This is a genomic window from Paenibacillus mobilis (assembly GCF_058267595.1).
Genome location: NZ_JBZCMS010000001.1, coordinates 1 through 25,593 on the forward strand (window position 1 = coordinate 1; position 25,593 = coordinate 25,593).

Sequence of the window (25,593 nt, forward strand, 5' to 3'; positions counted from 1 at the left end):
AATAAAAGCGGACATGGTAGCCTCCGATCCTGACAACCGCCTAGGATTTAATAATTATCTTTTTAAAGCGCCTGAATAATCGGAGCGCTATTTTTATGCGTATTTGGATGAAACTGCGCAACAACAGCAGCGCCAAATAAGGCGTTTTTATTTTGCCCTCGGATCCGATCCGGGGGCTTTCATTTTAAAGTAAACGGGGGAGCAAATGAACCAGATTAGAGAATTTGTTTACCATATCGCTGCTGCATCGGTTGGAAACAGCGGAAAGGACGTTGCGTTTCGCAGCTTGGTTGCAACCAGTGGGATTATTGCTTCAGATTGGCTTGGCGGGTGGGACGGGGCGCTGAAATTCCTTTTAATCGCGATGGTAATTGATTACGTAACGGGTTTGCTGGGTGCTATCAAGTCCAAAAACTTAGATTCAGATATTATGTTTTGGGGAGGCGTCAGAAAGGCGACCGTCCTTTTTGTGATTGGCTTATGCGATATGTTGGACGATTGGCTACAGCCTGGAGCGCCTATCTTCCGGACAGCAGCGGTTTACTTTTACGCCGGTCGTGAAGGTCTCTCGGTAGCTGAGAATTTGGGCAAGCTGAATGTTCCTTTGCCCGAGAAGCTCAAAAGCTTCCTGAAGCAGCTTAACGAAAAAGGGAATGGAAATGAAAGGGGAGAATAAGCTTGGACGTATCAAATGATATTTTGACGCTGGCAGCCTTAGTTGCAGCATATGTCGGGGTAACAAGGGGATTTGGATTAAAAGATAAATGGATTAACGTTGCAGCCGTACTCATCGCGGCTGCTTTTGTTTTGGTTCCAGATTGGATTCAGACGAAGCTAATTTTAATATCGGTGATTGGGCTGTCAGCTACTGGGGCTTACCAGTTCGCCAAAAAGAAGGAGGAATAATCATTGAGCCGTAAACTTTCTCAAGCTGGAATTGATCTTATCAAGTCTTTTGAAGGATGCAGTCTTACGGCGTACAAGCCCGTGAAAACCGAAAAATATTACACGATTGGCTATGGGCATTACGGGCCAGACGTTAAAGCAGGCATGAAGATTACGCAGAAGCAGGCGGAGACCATACTTGCCGAAGACATGGGGAAATATGAGAGTTACGTAAACAACCCTGTTTATGTGCCTGTCACTGAACAACTGACGCAAAATCAGTTTGACGCCCTGGTGAGCTTTTGCTATAACTGCGGACCTGGGAATCTCCAGAGCCTATGTAAAGGTCGGACAATCGGACAAATTGCGGAACACATCACAGCCTATAATAAGTCCAGTGGAACGGTGTTGGCTGGGCTTGTAAGGCGTCGTAAAGCCGAATTTGATCTTTTCAACAAAAAGGAGGACGAAGCTATGACAGCAACCGAAAAGGCAGCATTCGATAAACTGCTTAACCGTGTGGAAAAATTAGAAAAGGCAGCCGAAAAGGTCCCTGCCCCTAAGTGGTTCGTTTTGGAATTTGGATCAGCAGACCTGGGTGGTAAAATCAGTGATCCAACATTTACTTTAGAGGGCTGGCGTACTCTTGCGATTGGTTTACGTGTCAGAAAATAGAGGCATTCATTTTTCCAAGCGCTTGTTAAAATCGAAAAGCCTGCTTGACCTTAATTGGTCAGCAGGCTTCTTTATCTTATTCTAAATGATCAATTGCGTACTGAGCTTCTTCCTTGGTGAATTTCTCTCCATATTCAGAAGTCAACTGATCGTAAATAGCCGAATCTGACATATTCATGGTTTCGGCATATAATTGTGCCTGTTTTAATGCATTTTCCTTCCAATCAAACTTAATGTTATCTATGGCATATTTAGCAGCTTCTTTAGGGAAATTCTCTCCATATTCAGAAGTCAGCTGATCGTAAATGCCTGCCTTTGACATGTGCATAGTTTCTGCATATTGTTCCGCTGTTTCTAAAGCGGCTTTATATTCCCTAGGGATACTTGCCTCTTTTGCTTTTGCCTCGGCTTCGGCTTTTGCTTTTGCATCAGCCTCAGCTTTAGCCTTTGCCGCAGCGTCAGCTTCGGCCTTAGCCTTTGCTTGTTTTTCGGCCTCATCCTTCGCAATTTCTTCAGGCGATTTTGTAGGGGCAACGGATGGGGCGATTGATTCTGCCGGTTCAGTTGATGCCTGGGTGTCAGAGACCGATTCAGAGACGGATGCGGAAACTGAAGTATTATCCGTCGTACTGGAACCACCACTAGCTCCTGCGATTCCAATAATGAGAGCGATAGCTGACCACGCAATACCTAACCCCTTTAAGACCCCGTTAAGCTTTTTCCATTGGACGAAAATCATGACGTACGGAACAAATATCCAACCCAAAATTTTTAATGCTTTCAAACCATTTCCCCCTAAACTGATAATTTATAACAAAAATAGTCTATCAGAAGCAGGAAAAATTTACTACATAAATTGTATTAATTACCTATGAAGAAAGAACATGTGTTTGTGGTATAATTTGTCCATATTTGCCTGCACATGCGTCATTCTTTGCCGTATAATTGATTTATAACAGGTGAAGGGTTGAGGATTAATGGTTAGTGCTGGCATCTTTATAGGCCTTGGAGTAATTGATTCTTTAGCAGCAGTCTCGCTGATTCTGAAATTGTACATGCTGCCTATGTGGGAGTATAGATACAGAATTGGACTGCTCACCATTTTTATAGCTTTATTTTCATATTTGATGAGAATGGTATTTAACGTACCGGAATTCGATTTGCCGTTTCAATATATTTTTTACATTTTGTTTTTTAGATACGCTTTGCGGATCAGGAGTCATTTGGCAGCCTTTATTAGCGGAGCTGGCTTGGAATTTTACTTCGCAATCCAACTCATCATCTATTATTTATATACTTGGATGGATATGGCCAATTCCAGTGTCATAACCAAAAACAGCGGCCTGGAACTATACATATTACAAATTTCTTTCGTTGTAATAGCTTTGGTAATTGCTGCGGCATTAAAGTTTTTAAACTTGGGCTTCACGTTTATCGTTGTGCCTCCCCATGATTTTTTAAGCAAAGAAGATTACAAAGAAAACAAAAATCGTGTCGTCCTTCTCAGTGTTATCGTCTCTTCAATCACAATTATCTTAAATTTAATTTTCTTGTTTGAACAGATACCTTTTGGGCTGCTATTGGCTGCCTTATTATCATTTGGAATTTCAATTTATTTTTCATCATGGAGGGACAAAGATGATATTAGAAAGGCTGTCGCGGCATATCGCAATCGAAATAAAGAAAGCTGATCCGGACGGCCCAGGGAGCGTTGAAACGCTGGAATATGGAATAGGGTTAAAGTTAAATTGGTATGCCGGTGTATTGTGTACTTTTATATTTGGTCTTATTTTACATACCTTATTAGATGCTTTTGTTTGCCTGTTTTACTTTATGTTGATTAGGAAATATTCGGGTGGACGGCATTTGCCAATAACATTATGTTCCATTGTAAGCGGTATTGGTGCTGCTCTAATTCCTCTTATAACCCTTAACGATATTATGGGATATATTTTTAATAGTTTTACTTTATTAATTATGCTGCTACTATCCCCTGTTTTTTATGATGAGGTAAATTTCCATCGTGACCGTAAAACATTTAAAACAATATCCTTGCTACTTGCCATTGCAGCCACGCTGTTTAATATTGACGTCATTACCTTGGCTTTCTTAGCCCAAGCTTTATTAATTATTCCATTGAAGGGAGGTGGGCGTATTGAATAAAAAAACAGCTAGATTCATTTCGAAGAAGATCGAAAAGGAAAACACAAAGAAGGTAGCCAAAACTCTGATTGGTTCCCTGCCATTGCCAAAAGAATTAAAAAAGAAGTGATCAATTTGAATGAAATAATCGGAATTGAAGTTGAAGAAAAGGAGTATCCACGACGGTACTCCTTTTTTCAAAGGGACATTCTGAGTATCAGTGTTTGGAAGCCTAAGAGTAATTACAAAGTTCCACTCTATAACACATTGAATGGGTCTTTCACAGTAATAACCACTCTCGAAGAGTGCATTTCCTCTCTGGCAACCTTCAGGATTTTGGACAATTATAATTTGGTTAATGTTAAGCAGATAGATGGTATAGAGATTGGTCAGTATGGAGGAAGAGCATATTTTAAAGGCAGTACAGAATTTACGGGGATGAATTTCAAAGGAATATCTAAATGGGAAAATTTCGTCTCAGAACTGAACGATGTAGAAGAAGACAAGAGATTGGTTCTGGTGCAGAAAATTCATTCCGGCGGGGGCGAGCTAGGTCGAGGGGAACTAATAAATATTGCCGACGTACTAAGAATTGAGATGTGGGAACCAAAGAAGAATTATTATGTACCTAGAATAATTACAAATGAAAATCAGTACACAATAGGGCTAACTATTCAGGCTTGTATAGAAGCAATGCCTGCACTTTATCCGGCACACAACGGAGTGCTTGTCAACGTGTCTCAAGTCCAAGGGATAAAAGAAAGTTTTTACGGTGCGACAGTTTTCTTTAAGAATTCCGAACATGTTGCAGATATCGCCAAATCAAAAGTGAAGACTCTTAGAACATTGTTGGGCGATATGTAGCATTGAAGTATTATAATGTCAAGAAAAATCGAGACTAGGAAGACAGCTGTCGAATGGCGACAATAAACGACAATACACTACATTAGTCCTATGATATGATAAATATGGAAAAAATAATAAAGATTAGATGATTTAAAGCATTTGGTGATTATGTATAGAAAGGAGAATAGGCGAAGAGGAAGAATTCAAGTACCGAGACAATAATTATGTATAGCATATACTATACGACGCCCAAGGAGAGCCGACAGGCTCAGGTATATATTATCTCGTAAAGATCATCCAATCGACAATCTAAAATAGAGGCGATGTTCAAACCGATATCCCAGGGGATCGGCTCCCTATCATTTACCCAGTTGGAAACTTGGGCTCTTGAGCAACCCAATCGCCTGGCTAATTCAGCTTGAGACATATTTTTCCGAGACAGTAAGTACCTTAGTCGGCATCTCCCACGGGCGAGTTTAACCATTAGTTAAGACTCCTTTTAGGCATGGGGTGATGCTGATGGTCATTATACCACGCATAAAATTGAATGGGTAATATTGTAGTTAATAATTGGGGGAAGGTTCATGACATTCAACTTAGACAGTATGGATGAAGCGATCGAAGAAATACTATTTAAATACGAAACCGAAAATAAGGAATTCAATATTCTGTTTAGGGAGATATTAAAAGCTTTAAATGAAAGATGTACTGAAAATATTAGAGGCATGCTTTTTAGGCTAGAAGAAATCCATAATAAAGAGAAGGCTAGTTTAATTGCTGAGACACTAAAATTGATGGCCAATTAAATAGTTAAAAAGCAGCTTCGTTCAGAGCTGCTTTTTTTATTACAGTGTTATACAAATTTGAGTTATAGAAGCGATGAATTATGTTTTTGCCACCTTTTTTGCCACCCGAAATAAAAAAAGGACAAAAACCCTCGTATAAAACCTTGATACAAGGGCTTTTGTCCGGGTGCCCATTCTCAGGACACCCATCATGGGAGAGGAGAAACCGGATGAAGATCTTATGGGGAAACGTAAGTCTTCTCCGCGGTTGTCTACGACATTTGGTGATGTCGATATCTTCATTATGTCCGGCGGATGCCGGAATATACATGGCCCGCCAAAAAAAGGCTGTGGCGGGGCGGATGTATTTTTCAAGCGGCCGTGGTTTGTGGTAAGATATCGACATAAATTGAGGACACGGCATGGCATGTGGCGACAGACAAGGAGAGAATAATGTGCGTGTAATTTCGGGAAGCGCCCGCGGCAGGGCGCTAAAAGCCGTTCCCGGCATGGGGACGAGGCCTACGACCGACAAGGTCAAGGAAGCGATTTTCAGTATGGTCGGGCCTTATTTCGACGGAGGAAACGTGCTGGATTTGTTTGCCGGAACCGGAGGGCTTGGCATCGAGGCGCTCAGCCGGGGAATGGACAAGGGTGTTTTTATCGATATGGATTTCAAGGCGGTAGAAACGGTGAAAGCCAACCTGAAGCAGGCGGGTTTTGAGGGACAGGCCGAGGTTTATAAAAATGACGCCGAACGGGCGCTGAAGGCTCTGGCCAAACGGGAATTGCGTTTTAACCTGATTTTCCTGGACCCGCCTTACCGGCTGAAACACGGGGCCGAGCTGATGCTCCGCATGGAGGAGCTTGGGCTTGCGGCTGATGATGCGGTTGTCATGCTGGAATATGAATCTGCCTTTGAATATCCCGATACGGTGGGCGGATTCCATTTGACTAGGAAAGCCGTCTACGGCGAAACAGCCGTTTCGATCTACAGGCGGGAAACCGGGGAAATGGAGCAAACCGGGGAATCGGACGGCAGCGTAAGGGAACTTTTATAGATAATAAAACTCCGTCCGGAACAAACGGGCGCTTGAGGGGAGATTTTATGAACACCGAGGCAAATAGCAGCGTATCCGGCTCAGAAAGACCTTTAAGGGTTGCCGTTTATCCCGGGAGCTTTGATCCCGTAACGATGGGGCATATCGACATTATCCAGCGGGCGGCAAGACAGTTTGATCTTTTAATCGTGGCGGTTTTGAATAACTTGAGCAAAAAACCTTTATTCACCGTCGAGGAACGCAAGGAGCTGCTGAGGCAGTCCACCCGGCATCTTTCCAATGTCGAAGTGGACAGCTTCCGGGACTTGCTGGTGAACTATATGCGCAATAAAAACGCAGGCGTGATCGTCAGAGGCATTCGCTCCGTAACGGACTTTGAATACGAGCTGCAGATGGCTTCGACGAACCACAAGCTGGCGAGCGAGGTCGAGACCATTTTTATGATGACCAACCCGAAATACTCTTACCTCAGCTCAAGTGTCGTAAAGGAAGTTGCGATGTTTGAGGGGGATGTATCCACGTTGGTTCCGCCTGAGGTAGAGGCAGCTTTAAAGGTAAAAATGGCTGAACGGCGCTGAAACTGATTTTCTGCTCGTTTTTTGATATCCGCAGAACTATTAACCTAGCCTTAAAGCTGCCGGGTTTTACGTCTCCAAATGAAAGCAAATAAGATAAGACCGCCAAGCATCAGGGCAAACAAGGCGGATTGCCAGAACAGCATTTCGGCGGTTTGCGGCCAGCCGGGCAACGAGAGGCCGTTTTGGGTTGCGAAAGTTACATCGTTATCCCGGTAGGCGGGCACCGTATGGGGGAACAGGGAAGTCACGGGGTTCCAGACCAGCAAGGTAAACAGGTAAGCGTAGGCGCCATGCAGCAGTCTGGCGAGAAGGAATCCTCTGCTGTGGATTCCCGCGGGTTTAAGAACCGCCCTGACCTGAAAATAGCTGCATAATCCTCCCCAGCCCAGTCCGGCTCCAATCAAAGCCGCCTGAAGCGCGGGGGAAGATAGCCCCGATTCGGCCAGCCTGAAGCTGCCGAGATGAACCTCCAGCAGCGCCGGGATTACATAATCCGGGAACCCTTTTGGCAATATTCGCGAAACCACCTGGATGACCAAAGCAAAAATCAGCATGTAACCGCCCACGCTAAGCAGGGTTTGGACTGAGGTGGAGACGGTGTCGCCAAGGAGCCGGCCGAAACTTCGCCCGTCAAGCCGGTGTGCGTTTTCGATGCTGCGGACCGTCTGCCTGAGCAGGGATGCTTGAGGTCCGGCAGGGGCCCTGGAAACGCCCTGAGGAGGAATCTTGCCCGAAGGGCGGCTCAACCAGCCGGACGTCAGTCCGGCTGCCAGTCCAGCCGCAATATGGATAACGGCCAAGAGCACGCCAAGCGCAGGAGTATGCATAAACCCCGTGCCGATCACCACGACTATCAGCATAGGGTTGCAGAAATGAGCCGCAGCTGAAAGCCTTGAGGCCTCGTTTGCCGTCAATTTGCCCTGGCCATGCAGCCTGGCTGCCGAATCGGCAGCCGCAGGGAACCCGGCTATAAGACCAAGCGGAAGCAAAAAACCGCTTTCCCCCGGAACGCGGAACAGCCGTCTGGTCAAAGGATTAAACAAAACGCCTAATCCGTGTACCAGTCCGTAGGCCGTCATCATTTCCGCCAGCACAAGAAATGGGAGCAGGGCGGGAAAAACGATATGCCACCAGACGGTAAGTCCCTGAAGGGTGGCGTCAAACGCTTTTCCGGGATCATAAATGACGCAGGCCACAAGGATAACGGCGCATAACCCGAGCCAGAAGGTCGTCCATAACGAACCTTTGCCGCCGGGAGATGTTTCGGAAAAGTTGTTCATGGGTTCAGCACCTCTTGAATAAGAATGGTCTTTGACAACGGTTGGGGAAAAAAGGGACAGTGGAACACCCGCAGGTCAGCGGCGTCCTAAATTATGGTTATGCGGTTTGTCCAATGAACAGACCAAGCAGACAACAGGAGGAGTGAGAAGCGGCATGAACGGAAAAAGCTGGAGAATTCTGCGCCCCGCCTTGGCCGGGGTTGTTTTTATCTTATTATTGTATGTGCTGGTATTTATGCCGCTGCCCTACATCATTTATCAGCCGGGGACGGCTGAACAGGTGAAGCCGATGGTGTCGATCACGGAGGGAGATCAGGAGGAGAAAGGCACGTTTATGCTGACCACCGTCTCTTCCAGGTATGCCAATGTGATTTATTATTTAGCGGCCAAGCTTGACAAAAACGCGGAGGTAGACCCGAAGCCGAAACGGAACGAAGCCGAATACAGCGCGCTGCAGGTTTCCTATATGACGGGCTCTCAGTCCAGCGCGATCGAAGCGGCTTATAAAAAAGCCGGCGTCAAATACGCCAATGAACCGCAGTACGTATCCGTGCTTGGACATGCGGAGGGCGTCACCTCCAAAGGAGATTTCCAGGCGAATGACATCATTTCCAGCGTGGACGGGAAACCGATCAAAGCGTTCGAAACCTTGTCGGCCATTTTGTCGGCAAAGAAACCCGGCGATCACGTCCAGGTAAAAGTGATGAGAAACGGCAAGGAAATCAGCCAGGATGTAGAGCTCGTGGAGCTGAAAGATTCCACCACCGGCGAAATTCGCGCAGGACTTGGATTGTCGATCGGTCAGAGGGTGGATATTGTCAGCAGCGATGCCGGGAAAAAGGTGAACTTTGCCAAAACGGATATCGGCGGTCCTTCCGCCGGGCTGATGTTTACGCTGGAGATTTATAACCAGCTTACGCCGGGTGACCTGAGCAAAGGCCACCGGATTGCCGGGACCGGGACGATCGACGCAAACGGCAATGTCGGGGAAATCGGCGGCGTCCAGTTCAAGATCGTGGCGGCCAACCGTGAGAAAGCGGAGGTTTTCTTTGTGCCGGAAGGAAACTACGCGGATGCCAAGAAAAAAGCCCAAAGCATCGGCACTTCGATGAAAATTATCCCGGTCAAAACGCTTGACGATGCTCTGAATTACCTAAAGCAAATGAAGGCTGTCGGCGAATAAACGAAGCAGACCGGATCGGAAGTAGATGAATCCATCGTTAAAAAAAATCAAGCCGCCGCTTGGGAGCTTAAGTTACTCGCTCCTGAGCGGCGGCTGTTTGTAATCCCGGAACCAATCGGAGGTTCCGGCTCCGGCCGCGGAAAGGGCGTTTTCATAGAGCGCGGCAGCCTGGATGTCCAGTCGCAGTCCCGGATAGGGCTGACCTGGCGTCCGGGTGATGACGGGCAGCTTAGCCGTCTTTTTCATAACGGCCAGCAGCTGCCGGCCGGTCCGGCTGAAGCCGAGTACCCGGAGGTAATCCGGACCTTGCCCAAGCGCAGACGGGGACAGCATTTCCTTGGTATGTCCCAGCAGCAGGTGGGCCAGCATGCGCTGAAGTTTCGTGCGCGTGTACCGGCGTGTTTTGAGCGCTTCCAGCAGGGATTCTACAGAGGGGAACTCCAGGGTTTGGAGCGCTCTCTGCAGGCGGTACTCCAGCCCCTCAGTCACCTCTTGATGCCGTGCCAGCTCCTGCGGGCCCTGGAGCAGGAGCTGATGGAACAGGGGAGCGCGGAAATGCTCCCACGTGACCGGGCCGCGCCCGGCCGCAAATTCGCGGCCGAGCAGCTCCGCGGTCCAGGCGGGGAGGTAAGGCCGGGCGGCGTCCAGCCCGCCCGGGCCGGCAAGCAGCCGGCGGACAGCGGTCGCGCTTGCGATCGCGCCTTCGCCGGGCTGTTCGTCGTGATACCCGGCGCCCGTGCGCGGGATCGACGACGGCCTGATCGCGCTGCCGAGCCGGCGCAGCGCGATCAGGTAATGCAGCCCCAAGCTGTTGTTGGGCTGCATCAGGGTTTCGCGCGCCGCCGCCTGGCCCGGCGCGCCAAACTCGCGCGCGGCGAGCCGTGCCGCCGCAGCCGCGAAAGCGGCGGGGTAGCTGGCCCCGCCGGCCAGCTCCACGGCGAGCGCGGCTTTCAGCTCGCCGCTTTCGCCCGCCAGCAGCTCCGCCAGCGGCAGGAGCTGGGCCAAATCGCCCGCCTCGGTACCGAAGCACAGGTCGGTGACGACGCCGGTGCCGTCCAGCAGCTTGACGGCGCCGTAGGCGAACCACTCGGCGGGCTGTACCGCATAAGACACGGGCAGCTCCAGCACCAGGTCTACGCCCATGCGGAGCGCCATTTCCGCCCGTGTCCATTTGTCCACGGCGGCGGGTTCTCCCCGCTGCAGGAAGCAGCCGCTCATTACGGCCACCGACGCCTCGGCGCCGGTGAGGCGTTTCGCTTCCCGGAAATGGTGGACGTGCCCGTTATGCAGCGGGTTATATTCAACGATTAAACCGACGGTTCTCAAGGTCAAAATCTCCTTTTTCATAAAGCCGATTGCGATTTGCCGCCGTTTGCCGGCAGTTTGTCTTGCCCTGACGAAGTATTTGTACTATAACATGATTAACCGGCGGTTTTAAATACGTCTAAAACAGCCGGCTTTGCGGTATGCTAGCCCAAGAACATATCAAGAGAAATTCTTGACAAATCTTTGATATGATCGGTATAATTATTTTTGTTTGTTTGGAGTGATGATCATGCACTTTCAATTTCGCAAAGCAGCATCCGCCGAAGGGCCGACAAAGTTTCACGAGTCTTTGGATGTATCGGAACTGATCAGAAACCGTAAGGATGTTTCCTCGATTTCTCCGCTCGTATCCGACCTGCAGCTTTATTCTGCCGGCGAAGATATGGTGGAGGTGAGAGGGACGCTGAAGACAGAGCTTCATGTAGCCTGCTCCAGATGCCTTACGCCAGTCGACCGCGTTATTGATATCGACTTTAAGGAACGGTTTATACATGGACAAGAGCCTGAGGAGGAAGCGGACATGGATGACGAAGCCATCTATGTTGCAGACGAGAGTGTGGATCTCGTCCCTTACTTGGAGGAAAGTTTAATGCTGAATCTTCCGTTTGCGGTGGTCTGCAGGGACGATTGCAAGGGACTTTGCCCGGCATGCGGAACCAATCTCAACGAGCACGAATGCGGCTGCGATACAACTGCCGTTGATCCGCGCCTTGCGGCACTCAAAGATTTTTTTAAATGATAATTGTTGAAACACGCCTATAGGGTTGACTTAAATAAGGAGGTGGGAATCATGGCAGTACCTCAACGGAGAACGTCCAAAACGCGCCGCGACAAACGCCGCACGCATTTCAAATTGGCTGTACCGGGTATGGTAAAATGTGAACAATGTGGAGAATTGAAACTTGCTCACCACGTTTGCAAAGTTTGCGGAACATACAAATCGAGAGAAGTTATCAAAGCGTAGTTTTCTTAAGCTGACGTTTCTGGTAAATCTGACTTGAACCTTCCGCCATAGGGATCGGCATCATGCAGATTCCGGTTTGGGAGGATAATGGGAATAGCACTTCACCTGACGGTGGGGTGCTATTTTTTTGTGCGGGAAGGGGTTGATCAGGATTTTGCCGGGTGTTCCCTTTCTTTTTGGAGAAGGATGTTTTATACTGGGTTTAGTACCTGGTTCTAACCAACCGGGCCTTTGAATCGGCAAGCCGATGAACAGGCGGCCATCGTCAGGGTGGCGGCCTGTCCGATTGGCGATACGGACTTTTTATCCGTTATACTAATAATTACGAGGCTTACAGCATGCCGGTGGAAAGGCGCTTACGCCTTTGCCAAGAAGGAGGCGGCACCCATAGAAAGATTGCCAAAGAAAGCACGGCAGCAGAAGCTCGCTTTGATTATAGAAGAAAACCCCTTTGTCACCGACCAGGAATTGACCCGCCAGCTCAAGGTCAGCATTCAGACGATCCGGCTTGACCGGCTTGAGCTTGGCATCCCGGAGCTTCGGGAGAGACTGAAACTGATGGCCGAACGTTCTTACGATACGGTTCGCTCGCTCCCGCTGGACGAGGTTATCGGGGAAGTAGTGGACCTGCAGCTCGACAAAAGCGGGATTTCGATTTTTGAAATCCGCGATGAGCATGTATTTTCCCGGACGGGCATTGCCCGCGGGCATCATGTTTTTGCCCAAGCCAATTCGCTGGCCGTCGCCGTAATCAATGACGAAATCGCGCTGACGTCCTCGGCGGATATCCGATTCGTGCGTTCGGTTCATTTGGGCGAAAAATGCATTGCGAAAGCTTATGTCCGGTCGAATCAGACGAACAAGGCGAAAGCCAAGGTAGAGGTTTTTACGTATGTAGGAGAAGAAATGGTGTTCCACGGGAACTTTATCATTTACCGTTCGGCTGCGACGGAACGAAATGAAAGGGGGGCCTTGCATGCGGATAGCCATTGATGCGATGGGCGGGGATTTTGCCCCCGCGAGCACGGTGGAAGGCGCGCTTGCCGCGGCCAATCAATGGAAAGACATCGAAATTATTCTTGTTGGCGACCAGGCCGTCATTGAGCCCATGCTCAAAGAGCGGCCTTCCAACCTGATTATCCACCATGCCGGCGAGGTTATTGAAAGCGAAGATGAGCCGGTTAAGGCTGTCCGCCGGAAGAAAGACGCCTCCATGGTTGTGGCCGGCCGCCTTGTTCGGGAGGGAGCCGCAGCGGCGATGATCTCCGCCGGGAATACCGGAGCGCTTATGACCACCGGATTGCTTGTGGTAGGCCGGATGGACGGGATAGAGCGGCCGGGTCTCGCGCCGATGCTTCCAACGATGGATGATACGGGCGTTCTGGCGCTGGATTTGGGAGCGAATATGGATGCCAAACCCGAACATCTGGTACAATACGCACTGATGGGCAGCATCTACCGTCAGAAAGTGCATGGTTTGCAATCGCCCCGGGTCGGGCTGTTGAATGTCGGCACGGAAGAGATGAAAGGCAATGAATTGACCAAAGCCGCTTTTCCGCTGCTCAAAGAGCTGCCGATCCGGTTTGTGGGCAATGTGGAATCGCGGGATGTGCTCACGGGAGCTTGTGACGTCCTGGTGTGCGACGGATTTGCGGGAAATATTTTATTAAAGGCGCTGGAGGGGACGGCGGGAGCGCTGTTTTCGGTCATGAAGCAGGAGTTCAGCAAAAACCTGAAGTCCAAGCTCGCCGCAGCGATGCTTATGCCTTCGCTTCGCGGCCTTAGAAACAAAATGGATTACCAGCAGCACGGCGGAGCGCCGCTGCTGGGATTAAGCGGGCTGGTCATTAAAGGACACGGCTCCTCGGATGCCAGCGCAATCACAAACGCGGTGCGCCAGGCGCGCACGGCCTTGCAAAGCCAACTGATTGAAAGTATAACTAAGGAAATCACCGGGAGAGTGACGCACGAATGAATTTACGGCCGGTAGGGATTATTGGAACAGGCATGTATGTGCCGGAGAAAGTATTGACAAATGCCGATCTGGAAAAGATGGTGGAAACCAACGACGAATGGATCGTTTCCCGTACTGGGATTCGCGAACGGCATATCGCCGCTCCCGAGCAAGCGACATCGGATTTGGCTTACGAAGCCGCACGCCGAGCCTTGGACAAGGCCGGACTGAAAGCTGAAGAACTTGATTTGATAATTGTGGCTACCATTACGCCGGATATGGCGTTTCCTTCCACAGCTTGCATTTTGCAGGAGAAGCTTGGCGCAAAGAAAGCCGCCGCTTTCGACCTGTCTGCAGCCTGCTCGGGTTTTGTCTACAGCTTGGCTACGGCCGTTAACTTCATCGGCAGCGGTATGTACGGCAATGCGCTGGTCATCGGTGCGGACACCTTGTCCCGTATTACGGATTATACGGACCGCAACACCTGCGTGCTGTTCGGCGACGGAGCGGGAGCTGTCGTGCTTGCGCCGGTTCCTGAAGGCCGCGGTTTCAAATCGTTTGATTTGGGTGCGGAAGGCACAGGGGGGCCGCTGCTCAATCTGGAAGCAGGGGGCTCAAGAAATCCTGCCTCGGAAGAAACCGTCAAAAACGGCAAACATTATATTTACATGAACGGCCGGGAAGTTTTCAAATTCGCGGTGCGCGTCATGGGGACGGCTACCGACGAAGTGCTCCGCAAAGCGGGCTTTGCCAAAGAAGACATCGATCTGTTTGTTCCGCATCAGGCCAACATCCGGATCATTCAATCCGCCATGCAGCGTCTTGACCTGCCGGAAGAAAAATGCGTCATTAACGTGGATAAATACGCCAACACCTCGGCGGCTTCGATTCCGCTTGCCCTTGTCGAAGCGGCTGAAGGCGGACGGATCAAGGAAGGCGACAAAGTGCTGCTGGTCGGTTTCGGCGGCGGTTTGACCTGGGGAGCGGCCACGCTCGTCTGGTAAGAGGTTTATTGGCAAAGGGACTCATTTGCTTAGGTCATTATAAGGAAGACGGTTCATCTCATTCCTGCTGTTAGGAAATTTCCGGCCCCGCAAAGTATCCGAGCAGGCCCGCACAAGGCCTCACTTTGTGGGGTATTTTGTCTGGAGAAATCTGCAGATCCCGGCGTTTTTCGGGCGTGTTTGCAGGAAGGAATCAGGCTTGAATTTGTCGAACGTTTTTTTTGAAAATACTTGGCGGGAGCATTTAAGGAGTGATTGACATGGGGAAAATCGCATTTGTTTTTCCGGGACAGGGTTCCCAAACGGTTGGAATGGGCAAAGATATGTATGAAGCTTCTTCCTCCTCGCGCGAGTGGTTTGAAAAAGCCGATGCCGTGCTGGGATTTGGCCTTTCCGGTTTAATTTTTGAAGGACCCGAGCAGGACCTGAAGAAAACGGCCAACACGCAGCCGGCACTCTTGACAACCAGCTATGTGTTGTTGCAAGCTTTATTGGCGGAAGGCGTAAAAGCGGATTATGCCGCAGGACACAGTCTTGGCGAATATACGGCGCTGACGGCAGCCGGCGTCTTCTCCTTTGAGGATGCGGTGGCGCTCGTGCGGGCAAGAGGCGAGTTCATGGAGCAGGCGGTTCCGGGCGGACAAGGCGCGATGGCCGCTGTTTTGGGAGCCGAACGCGAAGCTCTTGCCGGGCTGTGCAGCGAAATCAGCGGCAATGGAGCGCTGGTTGAACTGGCCAACGTGAACTGTCCGGGACAAATCGTCGTTTCCGGCAGCAAGGAAGGCGTGGCGGCGGTTGTGGAGCGCGTGAAAGAGATCGGCGCCAAACGTGCGATACCGCTTGAGGTAAGCGGTCCGTTCCACTCCTCTTTGATGAAAGAGGCGTCGGAGAAGTTGGCGGACAAGCTTTCCTCGGTATCTCTGCAGGAGGCGCAGCTTCCCGTTGTATTTAACGTAACGGCAGCACCGCTGGCTGAAGGGCAGAACATCGCTTCGCTTCTGGTAGAACAGGTATATTCACCGGTTTTATGGGAGGACAGCGTCCGTTATCTCATCGGCCAAGGTGTCGATACCTTTGTGGAAATCGGACCCGGAAGCGTGCTGGGCGGCCTGGTCAAAAAGATCGACAAATCGGTCCGCACCGTAAACGTCAACTCTCTGGAGACCGTGAAGCAGGCTGCTGAACTGCTGAAAGCCTGACTTTCAGTTGTACCTGAAAATATAAACAAGTATTCCTTGCGTAAGCCGTGAAGCATCCTGCCGGCGGGAGGGGCATTTAGCCCGCCGGGCTTCGGCTGCAGCGGCACCTTGGCCTTCCGCTTCAGGAGGCCGAAGGAGCAGGCCGCTTTCCTTTTTGGGCAGGGCGGTGCTAAAGGCGATTATATTTAAGTTCACGAAAGGAGACCCTATTGATGACGAAGTCTCTTGAAGGCAAGTCGGCGATTGTGACCGGGGCTTCCCGCGGCATCGGCCGCAGTATCGCTCTTGCGCTTGCGAATGCGGGTGCCAATGTCGTGGTCAACTATGCCGGCAATGAAGCGGCCGCTGCCAGCGTGGTCAGCGAAATTGAGGCCATGGGCGTCAAAGCTTTTGCGGTTCAGTGCCACGTCGGGGATGCCAAGCAGTTTGAAGACATGGTTAACCGGACGATTGAAACGTTTGGAAGCATTGACATCCTGGTTAACAACGCAGGCATTACCCGTGACAACCTGATCATGAGAATGAAGGAAGAAGATTTTGACCAGGTCATCGAAACGAATCTGAAAGGCGTGTTTAACGGGATCAAAGCCGTTACCCGTCAGATGATGAAGCAGCGCCATGGACGGATCCTCAATATTTCCTCCGTTTCCGGCGTAGCAGGCAACCCTGGACAGGCCAACTACGCGGCTGCCAAAGCAGCGGTTATCGGACTGACCAAAACGGCGGCTCAGGAACTGGCTTCCCGGAGCATCACGGTGAACTGCGTGGCTCCCGGCTTTATCGATACAGATATGAGCGAGGAAGTTCCGGAGGAGATCAAGGCCAAAATGAGGGCTAAGATCCCGCTTTCGCGGTTTGGAAAACCTGAGGAAGTGGCCAAGGCGGTCCTTTTCCTAGTTTCTGATGATGCTAGCTATATCACGGGACAAACGCTACTTGTTGACGGCGGAATGTACATGTAATTTCGCTTCGTCACATGAGTTTCACAGACTATGGCATTTTAACTTCAATTCTCGTATAATACCATGGAGGAGGTGAACCGGATGTCCGATGTATTTGAACGCGTAAAACGCATCGTTGTGGACCGTTTGGGTGCCGACGAGGCTGAAGTTACGCTTGAAGCGTCTTTTAAAGACGATTTGGGTGCTGATTCTCTCGACGTAGTTGAATTGGTTATGGAACTCGAAGACGAATTCGATCTGGAAATTTCAGATGAAGATGCAGAGAAGATTACGACCGTAGGTGAAGTTGTAAATTACATACAATCTCATACCTAAGTCATCTAAAAGTCCCGTACCTCCTTTTTAGCAGGCGGGACTTCTCCTCATTTTTATCAACTTTTATCAAAAGAAATTAAGCAATAACACTAATAATGACGACAATATTGCACATGACGTCTATACGAGGTGAGTGTGTTTGAAACATAGAGTAGTAGTAACCGGTATGGGGGTTGTAACCTCCCTGGGGGAGACCCTCGATACATTTTGGGACAGCCTGATGGCGGGCAAATCCGGCGTTAGCCAGATTGAAGCCTTTGACGTCAGCGAATACCCGACGCGTATTGCGGCTTCGGCCAAAGCGTTTAACCCTGAAAATTATATGGACCGCAAGGAAGCCCGCAAGATGGACCGTTTCGTTCAGTTTGCGGTTTCAGCCGGCTCCATGGCCCTTAAGGACAGTGGTCTGGATATTGGCAATAATGTCGAGGCGGAACGGATCGGGGTTTCGATCGGCTCCGGGATCGGCGGTCTGGGCACCTGGGAAGACCAGCATAATATTTTGCTTGAAAAAGGCCCTAAACGGGTCAGCCCGTTCTTTATTCCGATGATGATCGCCAACATGGCTTCCGGCCAAATGTCGATCATGTTCGGAGCTAAAGGACCGAACACCACGCAGGTGACCGCATGTGCAACCGGCAGCCACGCTATCGGCGATTCGATGCGGCTGATTCAGCGCGGGGACGCAGATGTGATGATCTGCGGCGGCGCAGAAGCCACGATCCGCCCGACGGGCCTGGCCGGCTTCTGCTCCATGCGCGCCATGTCGACTCGCAACGATGAGCCGGAGAAGGCAAGCCGTCCGTTTGACGTGGATCGCGATGGTTTTGTTATGGGAGAAGGATCAGGCGTTCTGGTTCTGGAATCGCTTGAGCATGCCCAGGCGCGCGGCGCCAAAATTTATGCCGAATTGATCGGCTACGGCCTGAGCGGCGATGCGCATCATATGACAGAACCGGATCCGGACGGCGCAGCGCGCTGCATGAAGATGGCGATCCGGGATGCCGGCATCGACCCGAGCGAAATTGATTACATTAATGCCCATGGCACTTCGACGCCTGTAGGCGACCGTTCCGAAACCAAAGCCGTTAAAATGGCGCTGGGCGATCATGCTTATAAAGTGGCTGTCAGCTCGACGAAATCGATGACCGGCCATTTGCTCGGCGCAGCCGGCGGCGTTGAGGCCGTCATTTGCGGCCTTGCTTTAAATCATGGCGTAATTCCGCCAACGATCAACCTGGACAACCAGGATCCGGAATGTGATCTGGATTATGTTCCTAACACCCCAAGACAGGCTGATCTAAACGTGGTTATGTCAAACTCCTTCGGATTTGGGGGCCACAACGCCACTATTATTCTGAAGAAATATGAAGCATAAGGGAGTTTAGTCTGTTGAATGGAGATCTGAAGCAGTTACAGCATAAACTTCATATTCAATTCCATGACCGGCAGCTGCTGAAACAGGCTTTTACCCATGCATCCTACGTTAATGAGCATCGTTTCGCCCAGCATGCCGATAATGAACGGCTTGAATTTCTGGGAGATGCTGTGCTTGAGCTGACCGTTTCGGAATATTTGTACCGTCTCTTTCCGGACCGTCCCGAAGGGGAGCTTACCAAACTGCGGGCTGCGATCGTCTGCGAGCCGTCACTGGTGAAGCTGGCGGAAAACCTGGAGTTCGGGCAATATGTGCTGCTTGGCAAAGGCGAAGAGCTGACGGGCGGGCGGACAAGACCTGCGCTGCTGGCGGACGTTTTCGAATCCTTTGTCGGCGCCCTCTATCTGGATCAGGGGCTGGACAAGGTCAAAGGGTTTCTGGACCAGCATGTATTTCCGAAACTGGATCTCGGCGGGGGCAAAATGCAGATCACGGACTATAAAACGGAATTGCAGGAGCTTACCCAGCATCATAACCTGGGCGCTCTTGAATACCGGATAGTCGAGGAGCGCGGACCGGCTCATGAACGGGAATTCGTATCTGAAGTGTATATGGAAGGGCGGAGCCTCGGCCGGGGAACCGGACGCTCCAAGAAGGAAGCGGAGCAGCAGGCTGCCGCAGTCGCGCTGAAAGAGCTAAGCTCGATCGAACAATAATGGAAGGCGCCTTCTCTCAGGAGAAGGCGCCTTTTATCGTTTTAAAGAGGCAGGATGTCCGAAGGCGTGGCGGATAGTTCCGGATTCTCGGCCTTATCCGGCGAAGATCGGAGGCCTTCTGCGATTTTATTGCAGCGGATGTCCAAAAGTGGTGGAAACCTGTGGTACAATAGGCTTTAGAGGTGATCTGGAACGTATGTTTTTGAAAAGGATTGAATTGGCCGGTTTTAAATCGTTCGCCGATAAAACGGAAATGGAATTTGTACGCGGCATAACGGCCGTAGTCGGACCTAACGGAAGCGGGAAAAGCAACATCTCCGACGGCATCCGCTGGGTGCTCGGCGAGCAAAGCGCGAAGTCGCTGCGCGGGGGCAAGATGGAGGATATTATTTTTGCCGGCAGCGATGCCCGCAAGGCGGTCAATTACGGGGAGGTCTCCCTGACGCTGGATAACAGCGACCAGGCGCTGCCGCTCGATTTTAACGAGGTGACGGTAACCCGCCGTGTACACCGCAGCGGTGATAGCGAATATTTGATCAACAAACAGCCGTGCCGTCTGAAGGACATTACGGAGCTGTTCATGGATACCGGGATCGGCAAAGAAGCTTATTCGATTATCGGACAAGGCCGGATCGAAGAAATTTTAAGCACCCGCTCGGAGGACCGGCGCGGCATCTTCGAAGAGGCTTCCGGGATCGTCAAATACAAGTCCCGCAAGCGGGAAGCGCGCAAGAAGCTGGATGACACCGAGCAGAACCTGCTGCGGATCCACGACCTGGTCAGCGAGCTGGAGGATCAGATCGGCCCGCTTAAGGAGCAGTCGGAGAAAGCGCTGCATTACAAAGAGCTGCGCAGCCAGCTTAAGGATAAGGAAATTTCGCTTTATATCTACCAGATCGAGCAAATCCACAAATCTTGGAGTGAAGCGAACGGCAAACTGGAGACGCTGCGCGAGGAGCAAGCCGGGTTGGCCGCCATCGTTTCGGCTCATGACGCCAAGCTGGAGACGGAGCGTTCCGCCCTGCGCAAGGTCGAGGAGGAGCTTGAAGAGCTGCAGCGCAATTTGCTGCAATACAGCGAAAGTTTCGAGAAAAGCGAAGGTTACCGTGAAGTTCTTAAAGAACGCCACAAAAACCTGACGCAAAACCGCCAGCAGCTTTCCGAAACGATCGGCGCAAGCGAAGAAATCTTTAAACGCAGACAAGAAGAGTTTGAATACGTAAAGCAGAAATATGAAGCCGCCAAAGCCAATCTGGATGAAGTCCGGGCCGTGCTTGCGGCTGAAGAGGCCAAGCTGGTCGGCGTAACCGGAGGGATCAGCAGCGCCCAGGAGGAAGAGCTGAAGGGAGAGCTCCTGCGGATCATGAACGATATGGCCCAGGCCCGCAACGACATCCGCACCGGGGAGCAGCAGAAGGAAGCCGTACAGCGCCGCATGTCGCGGGCCCAGGAAGACGGCACGAAGTGGCGGGAGGAGCAGTCAAGGCTGACAGCAGCCAAGCAGGAACTGGAGAAAGTGCTGCAGCGTCATGCCAAGGAAATTTCCGATCTTCGGAGCGGCTACATAGCGGGGAGCGAAAAGGTGCATTCCCTGCAGAAGCTTATGGAGGAGAGCCGGGAGAATCTCCGGCGATGGGAGCAGAAGCGGGAAGCGCTTGTGTCCCGCCGGGATACGATGAAGGAAATGCAGGACGATTACGACGGATTTGCCCATGGGGTTAAAGAGGTGCTGAAGGCCGCGCGAAAATCCGTTCTTCACGGCGTGCACGGCGCGGTGGCGGAGCTGATGAACGTGCCCGAGAAAATCGAAATCGCGGTAGAGACGGCTCTCGGAGCTGCCATGCAGCATATCGTCATGGAAAATGAGCAGGTATCCCGCCAGGCCATTACGTTCCTGAAGCAGCGTCAGCTTGGCCGGGCCACGTTCCTGCCTTTGGATGTTATCAGACCCCGCCATATTTCCGAAAGCGATAAACGCAGCGTGGAGCAGATGGAAGGGTTTGTGGGCGTAGGCGCCGATCTGGTAGGGTTTGAGCCGAAATATGCGTCCATTATCGGAAGTTTGCTGGGCAGCGTCGTGATTGCCGAAACGCTGGAGAACGCCAACAAAATGGCGGCCCGTCTTCAGTACCGGTTCCGCGTCGTTACTCTGGAAGGCGACGTCGTTAACGCCGGCGGTTCGATGACCGGGGGCAGCCAGCACCGTAAAAACAGCAATCTACTCGGCAGAAACCGCCAGCTTGAGCAGCTGGATGCCGATATCAAGCAGGGTGAATCGATGATCGCCCAGCTCCGGCAAAGCTTAACCGATTTGCGGAGCCAGATTCAGGACGCCGAAACCGAGCTGGAACGGCTCCGCGAAGCCGGGGACCGCAAACGCGGCGAGGAACAGGCAGCAGCGAGCGATTTGAAGCAGCTTGATCACGAATTTCGTCATGTGACCGAACAGTTTGAGCTGTATGGCCGGGAGCAGGGCGACTACGTGAAAGAGGCGGAGGAGCTGGATGCGGCTGTCAAAGCTGCGGCTGAGCGACTTACTCAGCTTGAAGCGGAAGAGCGCAAGGTGCAGCAGTCGATCGAAGCCGCGGAGTTTGCCCGCAAGGCGAGCGAATCGGCGAAAGAGGAGCTGCAAACCCAACTGACGGATCTGAAGATCCGGGAAGGCAAGCTGGAGCAGGAGACTCTGGCGCTGCAGGACCGGTTTACGCGGCTGGAAGAGGAAGTGACCTCCCGGAAACGCGAGCTGGAGCAGAACCGCCGCATTTTGAAATCCATCGAGCAGGATCTGAAGCATAACGAAGAGGAAAGTGTGCGTCAGACCGAGCAGTTAAACGTAAATAAGCTGAAAAAGCAGAGCACCGGCGAAGAGCTGGAGCTGAAGCGCGCCTCGCGCGCCGCTTTGTCCCGCAAGCTGGAGGAAGGCGAAAGCGAAACGAAGGAGCAGCGGGCCGCGCTCAAAAGCGTCGACGAAAAGCTGCTGCAAACCGAAATTCAGGCCAACCGTCTCGACGTGGAGCTGGATAACATCCTCAAGAAACTGCTGGATGATTATGAGCTGACTTATGAACGAGCTAAACAGCTCTACGCCGTTCCTGAAGATGCGGATCAGACCCAGGCCGCCGTCAGAGACCTTAAACGGGCTATCGCAGCTTTGGGAGAGGTCAATCTCGGCGCGATTGAGGAATATGAACGCGTATCCGAGCGATATGAATTCCTGAATGTGCAGAAAAACGACCTCGTTGAAGCAAAATCTTCTTTATATCTTGTCATCAAGGAAATGGACGAAGAGATGGCTAAACGGTTCAAAACGACCTTTGACGCGATCCGCAAGGAATTTGTGATCGTTTTTGCGAAGCTGTTCGGCGGCGGCCGGGCCGATCTGGTGTTGATGGATCCGGACAACCTGCTGGAAACCGGAATCGACATCGTGGCCCAGCCTCCGGGGAAAAAGCTGCAGAACCTGCAGCTCCTGTCCGGCGGCGAACGCGCCTTGACGGCGATGGCGCTTCTGTTTGCCATTTTGCAGGTCAAGCCGGTGCCGTTCTGCGTGCTGGATGAGGTTGAAGCCGCTCTTGACGAGGCCAACGTCGTCCGTTTTGCCGAATATTTGCGCGAGTTCTCGGAGCAAACGCAGTTCATTGTGGTCACCCACCGCAAAGGAACGATGGAGGAAGCCGATGTCCTTTACGGCGTAACGATGGAGGAAGGCGGCGTTTCGAAGCTGGTATCCGTCAAGCTGGAGGACGAAGAAGCCGAAATTGCTTAAGGACGGGCGGAATGTCATAATATAGGCAGGAACCTATTTCCGGCCGGATGGATAAAATAATAAGGGACTCCGTTCACAGCCGTTATAACCGGAGGGAACGGAGATGTAGGGGGATATAAATGAGTTTCTTCAAGAAACTGAAAGAAAGCATTTCATCCAAGACGGAATCCGTAACCCGGCAATTTAAAGAAGGCCTGGAGAAAAGCCGGAAGGGATTTGTCGAGAAAGTGGCGGAGCTGGTCACCCGCCGCAAGAAGATTGACGAGGAATTTTTCGAAGAGCTGGAGGAAATCCTGATCGGCGCCGACGTTGGCGTGAACACGGTTATGGAGTTGATCGACGACCTGCGCAAGGAAGTCAAGCAGAGCAAAATTGAAGACGCTGCGGAGCTGCAGCCGGTATTGTCGGAGAAAATCCGCGAGCTGCTGCGCGGGGATGAAGATAACTCCATCCGCCTGAACCCGGACGGCATCACCGTTATTTTGTTCGTCGGTGTCAACGGCGTCGGCAAAACAACGACGATCGGCAAGCTGGCCCACCGCTTTAAGCAGCAGGGCAAAAAAGTGCTGATGGCCGCGGGAGATACCTTCCGGGCAGGCGCGATCGAGCAGCTTGAGGTTTGGGGACAACGCGTAGGCGTTGACGTTATCAAGCAGCAGGCGGGCTCCGATCCGGCTGCCGTCATGTTTGACGCGGTTCAGGCTGCCAAGCAGCGCGGTGCGGATATTTTGCTGTGCGATACGGCAGGACGATTGCAGAACAAAACCAACCTGATGGAAGAGCTGAACAAAATCTACCGCGTCATTCAGCGGGAAATTCCCGGCGCTCCGCATGAGGTGCTGATGGTGCTTGATGCTACGACCGGTCAAAACGCGCTCAGTCAGGCGAAGCTGTTCGGCGAAAAAAGCGGCGTTACCGGCCTGGTGCTTACCAAGCTTGACGGAACGGCCAAAGGCGGCATCGTGGTTGCGATTCGCCAGGAGCTGAGCCTGCCGGTCAAATTTGTCGGTTTGGGCGAAAAGATGGACGATTTGCAGGAATTCGATTCGGAACAATTTGTACACGGCCTGTTTGCCGGCCTGATTGCCGAAGAGGAAGAGGATGAAAGCAAAGAAAACGCTGCGAATTCAAACGTATAAGCCAGTTTGACCGTTCCGGTAAGGAAATTCCGGTAATCCCCAGGATTTCCGGATCCGTTTAAGGTCCTGGCGAAGCGGTTGTCGCGGTTACCGGAAGGAAGCGGTCAAATATGGCGAATACGCACACATTTTCAAGGCGGGAAGAAATGGCCAATGCGGTTACGCACGGCTTCGGCGCTTTGCTCAGCGCAGCCGCGCTGGTTCTGCTCATTGTTTTTGCAAGCATAAAAGGAAACGCCTGGCATGTCGTCAGCTTTACGGTTTACGGCGTCAGCATGCTGCTGCTGTACTCCTGTTCGACGCTTGTTCATGGACTTAGGGAGGGCAAAGCCAAGGATTTATTCGAAATCTTTGACCATTCCTCGATTTATTTGTTTATCGCCGGAACTTACACGCCGTTTCTACTCGTGGCTACCCGTGGTCCGCTTAGCTGGTCCCTGTTCGGCATCGTGTGGGGCATCGCCGTTATTGGCGTGGTGTTCAAGGCCTTTTTCGTCAAAAGGTTCCTGTTCATGTCTACGCTGTTCTACCTCGGCATGGGCTGGCTGATCGTGCTCATTTGGCCGGAGCTCACTGCTGCGGTCCCGGCACCGGGCATCACGCTGCTTGCAGCGGGAGGCGTGCTTTATACGCTGGGGACGTTGTTTTACGTATGGAGAGGGTTCCCTTTCCACCACGCCGTCTGGCATTTGTTTGTACTCGGAGGCAGTGTGCTTCATTTCTTTGCGGTATTGCTTTATCTTCTGCCGTGGCATTAAGGCCGGCCCGCCTTTTGGGCACGCGTCTGTGACCGTGACGGTTTCAGTTCCGGTTTTGCTTTCGGTTTCAGTTCCCGTAAACTTCATATCTGCAACAAAAAGAAGATGTTAAGGTTTTTCGCTTGACATCTTCTTTGCCGTTTTGTATGATAAGAAACGTTGATTGCCTATGTAAAGTGATTTTCCTTGACGGAGGGAGTGCCCGAAGTGAGTCAGGAGAATAGGCTGGAGAAGACAAACAGAGTAAATCTGTTATTTGACTTCTATGAACTTTTGCTGACAGAGAAGCAGCAGACGTTCCTTAAATATTATTTCCATGACGATTTCTCGCTGGGAGAAATCGCCGCTGAATTCGAGATTAGCCGCCAGGCGGTATATGAACATATCAAGCGGGCCGAACAGATGCTGGAAGCCTACGAGCAGAAGCTGGGACTGTTGGCGAAGCAGCAGAAAGCGGATGAGGACCTCATCCGGCTTGAGAAACTGCTTCAAGGCAGCACGTTATCGTCCGCCGATCAAGAACAGGCGCTTGCCATCGTCAAAGAGCTGAAGTCGCTTTAGCCATATCGATTACCGAATAACGGTTAACGGCGAAAATTGGCCTGTATTCAACCATTAAGTTACAATAAGATCATCAAGAGCGAACAAATAGCATGAGGAAAGTGAGGTGACCGGAT

28 protein-coding genes are annotated in these 25,593 nt (G+C 51.3%); 24 read left to right on the forward strand and 4 right to left on the reverse strand.

The window, feature by feature from the left end:
* The first annotated feature begins 205 nt into the window (after window positions 1-205).
* Genes AC3ZPD_RS00005 through AC3ZPD_RS00015 form a run of 3 tightly spaced genes read left to right on the forward strand, consistent with a single transcriptional unit; the run spans window position 206 to window position 1,560 of the window.
* The gene (locus AC3ZPD_RS00005) at window positions 206-676 is read left to right on the forward strand and encodes a phage holin family protein (RefSeq protein WP_490982216.1); all 471 of its coding nucleotides are present in this window, start codon (window positions 206-208) and stop codon (window positions 674-676) included.
* Between the two features lie 2 nt (window positions 677-678).
* Window positions 679-906, forward strand: coding sequence for a hypothetical protein (locus AC3ZPD_RS00010; protein ID WP_490982217.1), 228 nt, complete (start codon window positions 679-681; stop codon window positions 904-906).
* A gap of 3 nt (window positions 907-909) precedes the next feature.
* Window positions 910-1,560, forward strand: a complete 651-nt coding sequence (locus AC3ZPD_RS00015; RefSeq protein ID WP_490982218.1) for a lysozyme — start codon at window positions 910-912, stop codon at window positions 1,558-1,560.
* A 76-nt stretch (window positions 1,561-1,636) separates the two neighbouring features.
* Here AC3ZPD_RS00015 and AC3ZPD_RS00020 read toward each other — a convergent pair whose 3' ends face one another.
* Window positions 1,637-2,344: an Ltp family lipoprotein gene (locus AC3ZPD_RS00020; protein ID WP_490982219.1), complete on the reverse strand. Its 708-nt coding sequence runs from the start codon at window positions 2,342-2,344 to the stop codon at window positions 1,637-1,639.
* Window positions 2,345-2,537: 193 nt separating this feature from the next.
* On the opposite strand from AC3ZPD_RS00020, the gene AC3ZPD_RS00025 reads away from it, so the two are divergent.
* The 3 genes from AC3ZPD_RS00025 (at window position 2,538) to AC3ZPD_RS00035 (ending at window position 4,566) form a co-directional block, all read left to right on the forward strand.
* Window positions 2,538-3,251 (forward strand): hypothetical protein, encoded by a 714-nt coding sequence (locus tag AC3ZPD_RS00025; protein WP_490982220.1) that lies wholly within the window; start codon window positions 2,538-2,540, stop codon window positions 3,249-3,251.
* Entirely contained in the window at window positions 3,199-3,723 is a 525-nt protein-coding gene (locus AC3ZPD_RS00030) for an accessory gene regulator B family protein (RefSeq protein ID WP_490982221.1), read from the forward strand. Before AC3ZPD_RS00025 ends, AC3ZPD_RS00030 begins: the two co-directional genes overlap by 53 nt.
* A 114-nt stretch (window positions 3,724-3,837) precedes the next feature.
* The gene (locus AC3ZPD_RS00035) at window positions 3,838-4,566 is read left to right on the forward strand and encodes a LytTR family transcriptional regulator DNA-binding domain-containing protein (RefSeq protein WP_490982222.1); all 729 of its coding nucleotides are present in this window, start codon (window positions 3,838-3,840) and stop codon (window positions 4,564-4,566) included.
* Window positions 4,567-4,816: 250 nt separating this feature from the next.
* Here AC3ZPD_RS00035 and AC3ZPD_RS00040 read toward each other — a convergent pair whose 3' ends face one another.
* Complete coding sequence (locus AC3ZPD_RS00040) at window positions 4,817-5,032, reverse strand: helix-turn-helix domain-containing protein (protein WP_490982223.1); 216 nt, start codon at window positions 5,030-5,032, stop codon at window positions 4,817-4,819.
* Between the two features lie 100 nt (window positions 5,033-5,132).
* Between AC3ZPD_RS00040 and AC3ZPD_RS00045 the strand changes: the two genes are divergently transcribed.
* The 3 genes from AC3ZPD_RS00045 (at window position 5,133) to coaD (ending at window position 6,972) form a co-directional block, all read left to right on the forward strand.
* On the forward strand, window positions 5,133-5,354 hold the full coding sequence (locus AC3ZPD_RS00045) for a hypothetical protein (protein ID WP_490982224.1): 222 nt from the start codon (window positions 5,133-5,135) through the stop codon (window positions 5,352-5,354).
* Window positions 5,355-5,788: 434 nt separating this feature from the next.
* Window positions 5,789-6,394 carry a 16S rRNA (guanine(966)-N(2))-methyltransferase RsmD gene (gene rsmD / locus AC3ZPD_RS00050; protein WP_490982225.1) on the forward strand — a complete coding sequence of 202 codons (606 nt, stop codon included), beginning with the start codon at window positions 5,789-5,791 and terminating at the stop codon, window positions 6,392-6,394.
* A 47-nt stretch (window positions 6,395-6,441) separates the two neighbouring features.
* Entirely contained in the window at window positions 6,442-6,972 is a 531-nt protein-coding gene (gene coaD, locus AC3ZPD_RS00055) for a pantetheine-phosphate adenylyltransferase (protein ID WP_490982226.1), read from the forward strand.
* A 50-nt stretch (window positions 6,973-7,022) separates the two neighbouring features.
* On the opposite strand, the gene AC3ZPD_RS00060 is transcribed toward coaD, so the two are convergent.
* Window positions 7,023-8,252, reverse strand: a complete 1,230-nt coding sequence (locus AC3ZPD_RS00060) for a nucleoside recognition domain-containing protein (RefSeq protein WP_490982227.1) — start codon at window positions 8,250-8,252, stop codon at window positions 7,023-7,025.
* Between the two features lie 154 nt (window positions 8,253-8,406).
* Here AC3ZPD_RS00060 and AC3ZPD_RS00065 point away from each other — a divergent pair, with 154 nt between their 5' ends.
* Window positions 8,407-9,435, forward strand: coding sequence for a SepM family pheromone-processing serine protease (locus AC3ZPD_RS00065; RefSeq protein ID WP_490982228.1), 1,029 nt, complete (start codon window positions 8,407-8,409; stop codon window positions 9,433-9,435).
* A gap of 72 nt (window positions 9,436-9,507) precedes the next feature.
* Here the strand turns inward: AC3ZPD_RS00065 and AC3ZPD_RS00070 are convergent, their stop codons facing one another.
* Window positions 9,508-10,761: a nucleotidyltransferase gene (locus AC3ZPD_RS00070; protein WP_490982229.1), complete on the reverse strand. Its 1,254-nt coding sequence runs from the start codon at window positions 10,759-10,761 to the stop codon at window positions 9,508-9,510.
* A 229-nt stretch (window positions 10,762-10,990) separates the two neighbouring features.
* Here AC3ZPD_RS00070 and AC3ZPD_RS00075 point away from each other — a divergent pair, with 229 nt between their 5' ends.
* The 14 genes from AC3ZPD_RS00075 (at window position 10,991) to ylxM (ending at window position 25,477) form a co-directional block, all read left to right on the forward strand.
* Window positions 10,991-11,500, forward strand: a complete 510-nt coding sequence (locus AC3ZPD_RS00075; protein ID WP_490982230.1) for a YceD family protein — start codon at window positions 10,991-10,993, stop codon at window positions 11,498-11,500.
* A gap of 51 nt (window positions 11,501-11,551) precedes the next feature.
* Entirely contained in the window at window positions 11,552-11,725 is a 174-nt protein-coding gene (gene rpmF, locus AC3ZPD_RS00080) for a 50S ribosomal protein L32 (RefSeq protein WP_094092478.1), read from the forward strand.
* Window positions 11,726-12,121: 396 nt separating this feature from the next.
* Window positions 12,122-12,718, forward strand: coding sequence for a transcription factor FapR (gene fapR, locus AC3ZPD_RS00085; RefSeq protein ID WP_490982231.1), 597 nt, complete (start codon window positions 12,122-12,124; stop codon window positions 12,716-12,718).
* The gene (gene plsX, locus AC3ZPD_RS00090; RefSeq protein WP_490982232.1) at window positions 12,702-13,700 is read left to right on the forward strand and encodes a phosphate acyltransferase PlsX; all 999 of its coding nucleotides are present in this window, start codon (window positions 12,702-12,704) and stop codon (window positions 13,698-13,700) included. The genes fapR and plsX overlap by 17 nt, the downstream gene beginning before the upstream one ends.
* A complete protein-coding gene (locus AC3ZPD_RS00095) occupies window positions 13,697-14,683 on the forward strand; it encodes a beta-ketoacyl-ACP synthase III (protein ID WP_490982233.1) in 987 nt (328 codons plus the stop codon). Before plsX ends, AC3ZPD_RS00095 begins: the two co-directional genes overlap by 4 nt.
* Before the next feature lie 260 nt (window positions 14,684-14,943).
* Window positions 14,944-15,882 carry an ACP S-malonyltransferase gene (gene fabD, locus AC3ZPD_RS00100; protein ID WP_490982234.1) on the forward strand — a complete coding sequence of 313 codons (939 nt, stop codon included), beginning with the start codon at window positions 14,944-14,946 and terminating at the stop codon, window positions 15,880-15,882.
* Window positions 15,883-16,094: 212 nt separating this feature from the next.
* A complete protein-coding gene (gene fabG, locus AC3ZPD_RS00105) occupies window positions 16,095-16,844 on the forward strand; it encodes a 3-oxoacyl-[acyl-carrier-protein] reductase (RefSeq protein WP_490982235.1) in 750 nt (249 codons plus the stop codon).
* Between the two features lie 81 nt (window positions 16,845-16,925).
* Window positions 16,926-17,159 (forward strand): acyl carrier protein, encoded by a 234-nt coding sequence (acpP, locus tag AC3ZPD_RS00110; protein ID WP_068694558.1) that lies wholly within the window; start codon window positions 16,926-16,928, stop codon window positions 17,157-17,159.
* A 139-nt stretch (window positions 17,160-17,298) separates the two neighbouring features.
* The gene (gene fabF, locus AC3ZPD_RS00115; protein ID WP_490982236.1) at window positions 17,299-18,537 is read left to right on the forward strand and encodes a beta-ketoacyl-ACP synthase II; all 1,239 of its coding nucleotides are present in this window, start codon (window positions 17,299-17,301) and stop codon (window positions 18,535-18,537) included.
* Window positions 18,538-18,551: 14 nt separating this feature from the next.
* Window positions 18,552-19,253 (forward strand): ribonuclease III, encoded by a 702-nt coding sequence (rnc, locus tag AC3ZPD_RS00120; RefSeq protein ID WP_490982237.1) that lies wholly within the window; start codon window positions 18,552-18,554, stop codon window positions 19,251-19,253.
* Window positions 19,254-19,449: 196 nt separating this feature from the next.
* Window positions 19,450-23,019 carry a chromosome segregation protein SMC gene (smc, locus tag AC3ZPD_RS00125; protein ID WP_490982238.1) on the forward strand — a complete coding sequence of 1,190 codons (3,570 nt, stop codon included), beginning with the start codon at window positions 19,450-19,452 and terminating at the stop codon, window positions 23,017-23,019.
* Between the two features lie 119 nt (window positions 23,020-23,138).
* Window positions 23,139-24,158: a signal recognition particle-docking protein FtsY gene (gene ftsY, locus AC3ZPD_RS00130; protein ID WP_490982239.1), complete on the forward strand. Its 1,020-nt coding sequence runs from the start codon at window positions 23,139-23,141 to the stop codon at window positions 24,156-24,158.
* A gap of 110 nt (window positions 24,159-24,268) precedes the next feature.
* Entirely contained in the window at window positions 24,269-24,916 is a 648-nt protein-coding gene (trhA, locus tag AC3ZPD_RS00135) for a PAQR family membrane homeostasis protein TrhA (RefSeq protein WP_490982240.1), read from the forward strand.
* 207 nt (window positions 24,917-25,123) lie between these two features.
* On the forward strand, window positions 25,124-25,477 hold the full coding sequence (gene ylxM / locus AC3ZPD_RS00140) for a YlxM family DNA-binding protein (RefSeq protein ID WP_490982241.1): 354 nt from the start codon (window positions 25,124-25,126) through the stop codon (window positions 25,475-25,477).
* The last annotated feature ends 116 nt before the right edge of the window (window positions 25,478-25,593 follow it).